The organism is Glaciecola sp. KUL10 (assembly GCF_003203515.1).
GTDB lineage: Bacteria > Pseudomonadota > Gammaproteobacteria > Enterobacterales > Alteromonadaceae > Glaciecola.
In genome coordinates this window covers 20,226-27,509 of sequence record NZ_BGNG01000019.1, presented here as the reverse complement: position 1 = coordinate 27,509, position 7,284 = coordinate 20,226, and the positions used below count along the sequence as shown (strand labels likewise).

Annotated in this window: 5 protein-coding genes; 4 read left to right on the top strand and 1 reads right to left on the bottom strand. The window is 43.5% G+C overall.

The features are described from left to right. Positions 1-2 precede the first annotated feature (2 nt). Positions 3-893: a recombination-associated protein RdgC gene (rdgC, locus tag KUL10_RS18255; protein WP_110430398.1), complete on the bottom strand. Its 891-nt coding sequence runs from the start codon at positions 891-893 to the stop codon at positions 3-5. Between the two features lie 214 nt (positions 894-1,107). On the opposite strand from rdgC, the gene phoB reads away from it, so the two are divergent. The 4 genes from phoB to KUL10_RS18235 all read left to right on the top strand — a co-directional run bounded on the left by phoB (position 1,108) and on the right by KUL10_RS18235 (position 7,227). After that, positions 1,108-1,797 carry a phosphate regulon transcriptional regulator PhoB gene (gene phoB / locus KUL10_RS18250; protein ID WP_110430399.1) on the top strand — a complete coding sequence of 230 codons (690 nt, stop codon included), beginning with the start codon at positions 1,108-1,110 and terminating at the stop codon, positions 1,795-1,797. After that, positions 1,798-3,108 (top strand): phosphate regulon sensor histidine kinase PhoR, encoded by a 1,311-nt coding sequence (phoR, locus tag KUL10_RS18245; protein WP_110430397.1) that lies wholly within the window; start codon positions 1,798-1,800, stop codon positions 3,106-3,108. Between the two features lie 56 nt (positions 3,109-3,164). Beyond that, the gene (locus KUL10_RS18240) at positions 3,165-4,151 is read left to right on the top strand and encodes a PstS family phosphate ABC transporter substrate-binding protein (RefSeq protein WP_233499884.1); all 987 of its coding nucleotides are present in this window, start codon (positions 3,165-3,167) and stop codon (positions 4,149-4,151) included. 274 nt (positions 4,152-4,425) lie between these two features. After that, the gene (locus KUL10_RS18235) at positions 4,426-7,227 is read left to right on the top strand and encodes a hypothetical protein (protein WP_110430395.1); all 2,802 of its coding nucleotides are present in this window, start codon (positions 4,426-4,428) and stop codon (positions 7,225-7,227) included. Positions 7,228-7,284: the final 57 nt, after the last annotated feature.

Below are 7,284 nucleotides of genomic sequence, written 5' to 3'. Positions count from 1 at the left end.
ATTTACTCTAACTCAAACATCTCTTTCAAAGCCGCAATAAACTCAACCAACTCAGCAGACATCAAGGTGAAATCGGCATCTAGCTTTGCGTTGACTTCATCTTTAGGAATGTCTTGTGTTTGTTCTTTGACCATATCGGTAAACTTAATGCGTTTGACTGATAGGTCTTCGGCGATAATGCAGGTTAAACGCTCTTGCCAAGCAACGCTAAGTTTTTGTACCAGCATGCCTGATTGCAAGTGGGCGAGCACTTCAGGTGCGTCTAGGTCGCATGCTTTGCAGCGGATAATGGCGGCATCTTCAGAAGGTGATTTAAATTCTGCTTCGTCTAATAGCTCTATGCCGGCTGGGGCATCTTTCATGATCCATGTTGTTAATGCATCTTGTTGGCTACTTTTCGCTAACGGTACTACAGGTAATGTACCGACTACTTTTCTCAAACTAGCTAAAAATGCTTCTGCTGAGCCGTCTGACGATGCATCAACCGCGACAACGTTAGTTTTGGTGCATACAAAACCATGTGTTTGACTGTTCTTGGTAAAGGCTTGTGGCAGTAGTCTAAAAATAATTTCTTCTTTTAAATCTTGTTGCGCTTTTTTGGCCACTGGCGAACCGGTTTCAGCTTCTATTTGCGCGACTTTCTCTGCCAGCTCTGCGTTGACGACAGAAGCAGGTAGCATGCGCTCTTGTTTCTTCAGCACAAACCAATAACGGTTATCTACTTTGTGGAACAAAGCTTCACTTTTATGAAACGGTGAAGTAAATCCCATGCTTGCAATTTCCTGCGAGCTGCAAGGGCGAAAAGACATGCTTTCTAGTTGCTCTTGAAGTTTTTCGTCATCGAATTTAAACGGGTTATTGAATTGAAATGCTTTTATATTTTTAAACCACATGATGGCGAATTCCTACTGGCAAAATTGGGACGCGAAGATTACCAACGCTAGGGTCTCGGGTCAAAGGCAATTTATGACTATTGCGTTCACAAAACTGTCATTAAAAAATCAAAATAGTGTATTTCTTGACTTATTAAGTGATTTATTTAATAAAACTGTAACAGGTCACTCTAATAATGGCGTCAAAATTAAAATGGCTCGAGTGAAAAAACAAATGTCTCGTACAATTCTTTTAGTAGAAGACGAAGCTCCAATCAGAGAAATGCTTTCTTTTGTATTAGAGCAAGCTGGGTTTGGCGTAGTGGAAGCAGAAGATTTTGATGTTGCCTTAGAAAAAGTCAAAGAACCGTATCCAGATCTTATCCTGCTTGATTGGATGTTGCCTGGTGGCAGTGGTGTACAGCTGGCTAAAAAGTTAAAACAACATGAGTTTACACGTGAAATCCCTGTGATTATGCTAACCGCTCGTGGAGAAGAAGACGATAAAATCAGAGGCCTAGAAGCCGGTGCTGACGATTATGTCACCAAGCCATTTTCACCGAAAGAGTTAGTTGCACGCATTAAAGCTGTGATGCGCCGAGTTACGCCGACTTCTAAGGAAGAGCCGATCGAATTTAATGGCCTTGTGCTAGAGCCAGTTTCGCATCGAGTTACTGCCAATGGTGATCCAGTTGATATGGGGCCGACTGAATTTAAGCTACTACATTTCTTTATGACTCACGCCGAACGTGTTTATAGCCGTGAACTTTTGCTCGACAACGTATGGGGAACCAACGTGTATGTTGAAGATCGTACGGTTGATGTTCATATCAGACGATTGCGCAAGGCACTTTCAACGCATGGCCACGACGCAATGATCCAAACTGTGCGTGGCGCCGGTTACCGCTTTTCAAGCAAAGTGTAAATGTATTATCCGCAGTCGTGGACCAAAAGCCTTGTGCGGCTTGGCAGTTTTGTCGCACTAGCCATGTTATTTGGTCTGTATATTGATAGCTTTTTAATTGTGATGCTACTGACCTTTGTCAGCTTAGTATGCTTTCACTATTTTCATTTGTATCGATTGACTAAATGGCTCTGGGAGTCACGCAAAATGTCCCCTCCAAGTGCTCCAGGGATCTGGGAGCATGTTTATGAAGGAGTGTATTATCTTCAGCGCAGAAATCGAAACAAGCGCCGTAGTTTAGGTGAGTTAGTAAAGCGCTTTAGGGAGGGATCCGAAGCGCTTCCCGATGCTGTTGTGGTAGTTGATAAAGAAGCTAAAATCGTATGGTGTAATCGTCATGCACGCATTGAAATGGGCTTGAAATGGCCCGAGGATACTGGCAGACGCATTGATAACCTAGTCAGACATCCTGACTTCATAGAATACTTTCATTCTGGTGATTATCATTATCCAATCGAAATTCCAGCACCAACCAATCCGAACAAGACCTTTGAATATCGAATCATGAGTTACGGCGAAGACCAGCTTTTGTTAATCATTAGGGATGTTTCACGTGTTTCGCAACTTGAAGAAATGCGCAAAGACTTTGTCGCTAACGTATCGCATGAGTTGCGCACACCACTGACGGTTATCAATGGATATTTAGAGGTTCTCGATGGAGATGAGCAACAGTCGGCGTTTGCAAGCAAAGCGATCAGTGAAATGGGTACACAGACCAAGCGGATGCAAAATCTGATTGAAGACTTGTTGATATTGTCTCGTATTGAGGCAAGTGCCGAGCGAATCTACGAAAATTCTATCGATATGACCGCGATGTTTAAACAAATAGAATTAGAAGCTACTTCATTGAATCGAGACAAAGGACACAAAATTCAATTTAAAATAGACGACAGTTTGCGTATATTCGGCGTTGAAACTGAAATGCGAAGTGCGTGTTCGAATCTTATTTTTAACGCTATAAACTACACGCCTCCTGGTGGGCGAATTAAAGTGCTTTGGAAACGCAGAGATGGCGGCGCATTTTTTGCCGTGCAAGATGATGGCGATGGCATTGAAGAAAAGCACTTGAGGCGTTTAACGGAACGTTTTTACCGGATTGATAAGGCACGTTCACGCACAACAGGCGGTTCTGGACTGGGCTTGTCGATCGTAAAACATGTATTAAATCACCATAACTCGACACTCAACATAGAAAGTAAGGTTGGAAAAGGTAGCGAGTTTTCTTTTATACTGCCCCCAGAACTCATCTACGAAAATAGTCTTGGCGATTGATTAAATTACAGCGTGTTTTTTCTTTTTTTGTATGTCTCTGTTTATTGGTGGGTGTGGTGTCGTATGACATTTCTGCACAAGAGCTAAGTAGTGACGAGTTAATCGAAATTCCAGATACAGTAGGCCAGACTCTTACATCTACAAAGTTTGACAAGATAGTTCCTGGTGTTTCAGGCACTATTACTTCAGTGGGCTCTGATACGCTGGCTAATTTAATGTCGCTTTGGTCTGAAGCATTTAAACGTCGCTATCCTCATGTGAAGTTTCAACTTCAAGCAAGCGGCTCGGCAACCGCACCACAAGCATTGACGCAGGGAACAGCCACTGTGGGGCCGATGTCTCGTGAGCCAACTGTTGATGAAATTAGTCGATTTACGCGTAAATTCGGCTATTCACCAACGACCCTCAAGGTAGCCGTTGACGCCATTGCAATTTTTGTGGAGCACAATAATCCCTTGCAAGCGCTCAATTTAAAACAAATTGATGCACTTTTTTCTGTTACTCGCTTATGCGGTGAGAGTAATAGGCTCGATACTTGGAATCAACTCGAGATTGGTAAGTTTGGTTCAAATCGAAAAATTATTACATTTGGTCGTAATTCGTCGTCAGGTACGTACGATTTGTTTAAGCAACAAGCCCTTTGTGGGGGTGACTTTAAAGCTAGAGTAAATGAATTGTCTGGTTCAGCGTCAGTGGTGCGTTCTGTTGCATCTTCTATTGGTGGAATTGGTTATGCGGCTTTAGGCGCAAGTATCGACAGCGTGCGCCCAATTTCTGTGGTTATCCCATCACGCAATGACCAAAGTAACGGCTCGGTAAGGCAGGTAGCGCCGAGTCCAGAAAATATTACTAACGGAGACTATCCATTTTCTCGTTTCTTATACATCATGGTAAATAAAGATCCAAACAAGCCTTTACCGACGCTAGAGCGCACTTTTTTGAGCTTTATTTTGTCTGAGCAAGGGCAATCGATGGTAAGCGAAAATGGATATTACCCGATTTTACCAAGCACTAAAAACTCGCAACGAGAGTTACTATTTTAATGATTTAAAGCACTTAGAATTCATTATTTAAAAACACAAAAATGCAGTTAATGGAAAAAATGAAATAGGGCTATTGGGTACTTTGGGGCTTTAATTGAAATTTAAAATAGCATGTGTTTCATCAGTGCTTGGCTTTAAGTTATTGATTTTAAGATATAAAAATAATTATATGTTAAACTTTTATTACAACTTTGCGATGTAACATTTCTGTCACCTTCCTCATTTACTCTTCTTGCGATCTAATAGCTTACTCAAATTTTGTTTGGAGACAACGATGAGCATGAACGGACTTTTTAAAGTTTCGACTTTAGCAGCGGCAATCGCACTTGGTGCATGTGGCGGCGATATTAATATCAGTGAAGGCGACATTATCGATAACAGTGTTGTTAATAATACGACTAACAACCCAACGCCTACCGACCCGACTACGCCGACTACACCAGATGACACAAAACCTGGTGATCTTGATACTTTCCTTTCAACTCAAGTTTCTGCTGCCTTAGGTGAAACGGTAGAAGTACGTTCTTTATCGGGTCGTTTAACTGACGCAGACGCAACTAACGGGGTGATTACACTGACCAACGATACAGTTTGGGCGCTTGCAGGACCTGTTTTTGTGGGTAATGACAATGCTGATTCTGTGACGCTAGAAATCGAAGAAGGCACTGTGATTTTCGGTAGCCGAGGCGCTGATTACCTAGTTGTTAGTCGTGGTTCAGAAATCGAAGCGCGCGGCACATCAGCTAACCCAATTATCTTAACTTCATACAACGACGTGATTGGTGATGAAGTTGGCGCAGGCCAGTGGGGTGGTGTCATCATCCTAGGTAACGCTCCTTCTACAAAATGTCCTCAAGACGGTTCTGACTGTTCACTACAAGTTGAAGGCGCACAAGACGGCGCAGTATTTGGCGGAACAGACAGCGCTGATAGCTCAGGTGTCTTAAACTATGTTGTTGTTAAATACGCAGGATTCGAAATTGCACCTGACAATGAATTAAACGGTATCACATTTGGTGGCGTTGGTTCGGGTACAGAAATCGATTACTTACAAGTTCACGCAAACGCCGATGACGGAATCGAATTTTTTGGTGGTTCAGTTAACGCTAAGCACGTTGTATTAACTTCAATCCAAGATGACTCTGTCGATTGGGACAACGGTTATAACGGTAAACTTCAGTATGTTTACATTCAGCACGCATCTGACAATTCTGATGCAAACCGCGGTATTGAAGGCGACGGTGACGGCGGTGACGGCACTGATTTCTCTGCACCAAAAGTAGCTAACATCACGATTATCGGAAACGAGTTTGATGGTGACGACGATTCAGAAGGTGTTTTATTGCGTGACCAAACTGGCGCGATGATCACTAACATGCTTATCACTGGCCCTGCAGGCATGGGTGAGTGTTTAGAAATGGACACTGACGAAACAGTGCAAGGTAACTTGAGCGACGGCGATTTAACAATCAGCAACTCTGTTATTTCTTGTGAAGAAGCGTTTAACTCACCTGACGGTGCAGTTGACTTAAACGATTGGTTTGTAAACCAACAAGCTGATAACCAACTTATCGCGTTTGCAGACCGTGCAAACCTTGGTCTAAATATCGACGGAACATTAACGTCTGAAAGCCCGCTTCGCACTGCAGGCGCTAACCCAACAAATCTGGATTCTTTCTTTGATGCGAACGAATTTGTCGGTGCTGTTGGTGAAGACGACTGGCGTCAAGGTTGGGCATTTGGTTTTGGTGGCGGTGAAGTAGGCGTGGTGACTTCTGCATCTGGTTGCCCTGCTGGCACAACAACCATTGCTGCGGTTGACGGTTCAACAAATACATGTCAGGTTTCTGGCCGTATCACTGCGGACCTTACACTGACAGCGGGTAACCACTACGCACTTTCTGGTGCAGTATTTGTAGGTGGTGACAACACGGATAGCGCAACCTTAACAGTTGAGCCAGGTGTGATTGTTTACGGTAGCTCTGGTAACGATTACCTAGTAATTAGCCGTGGTTCTGAAATCAATGCAAACGGTACAGCAAGTGCGCCAATTACCTTTACTTCAAGCCAACACGTTGCAAACGGCGCTGTTGCCGGCCTTGCTAACGGTGAAGCAGGCCAATGGGGTGGTATGGTTATCTTAGGTAATGCATATTCAACCAAGTGTCCTCAAGACGGTTCAGCATGTGCACTTCAAGTTGAAGGTGTACAAGAAGGTGCTGTATTTGGTGGTGCTAACACAGACGCTAACAACACAGAAAGTTCTGGTACACTTCGCTATGTACGTGTTATGCACGGTGGTTTTGAAGTTGCACCTGATAACGAACTTAACGGTATCACGTTTGGTGGTGTGGGTTCAGGTACGACTGTTGAGTACTTACAAGTACACAAAAACGCGGATGACGGCGTTGAGTTCTTCGGTGGTTCTGTAAACGCTAAGTATGTTGTGTTAACAGGTATTCAAGATGACTCTGTAGATTGGGACAACGGTTACCAAGGTAACATGCAGTTTGTACTGGTTAAGCACGCTGATGATAACTCAGACGCTAACCGCGCAATTGAGGGTGACGGAGACGGCGGTTCTGGTACAGAGTTCTCTAACCCAGCGATTGCAAACATGACTGTCATTGGTAATGACTTCGACACAGCTGATGCAGATTCAGAAGGTGTGTTACTACGTGACCAAACCAATGCACAACTTCACAACTTTGTTGTAACGGGTTCTGCATCAATGGGTGAATGTTTTGAAGCTGACCTTAGCGATGGCGATACAACGCTTGAAGCTAACATGGATGGTACTAATACACCTCAGCTTGCTTTCACTAACTCAGTACTTGCATGTAGTGAAAACATCAAAAACTCTGGTGATTTTGACCAAGAAGCATGGTTCCTAGCTCAGCCTGGTAACTCGTTTGCAGCAGACCAAGCGGCAGTATTGAACGGTATTTACACGGTTGATACAACAGCACCTGCTGATGTGACTACGCTAGGTACATTCTTTACACCAGTTGACTTCATCGGTGCTGTTAAAGACGCTGATAACGACTGGACAGCAAACTGGACGGTAGGTCTTTAATTCTCAGTGAGAATGTAAGGACAGTTCAAAAGAATGAAACAAATGCGTTACCCAAGA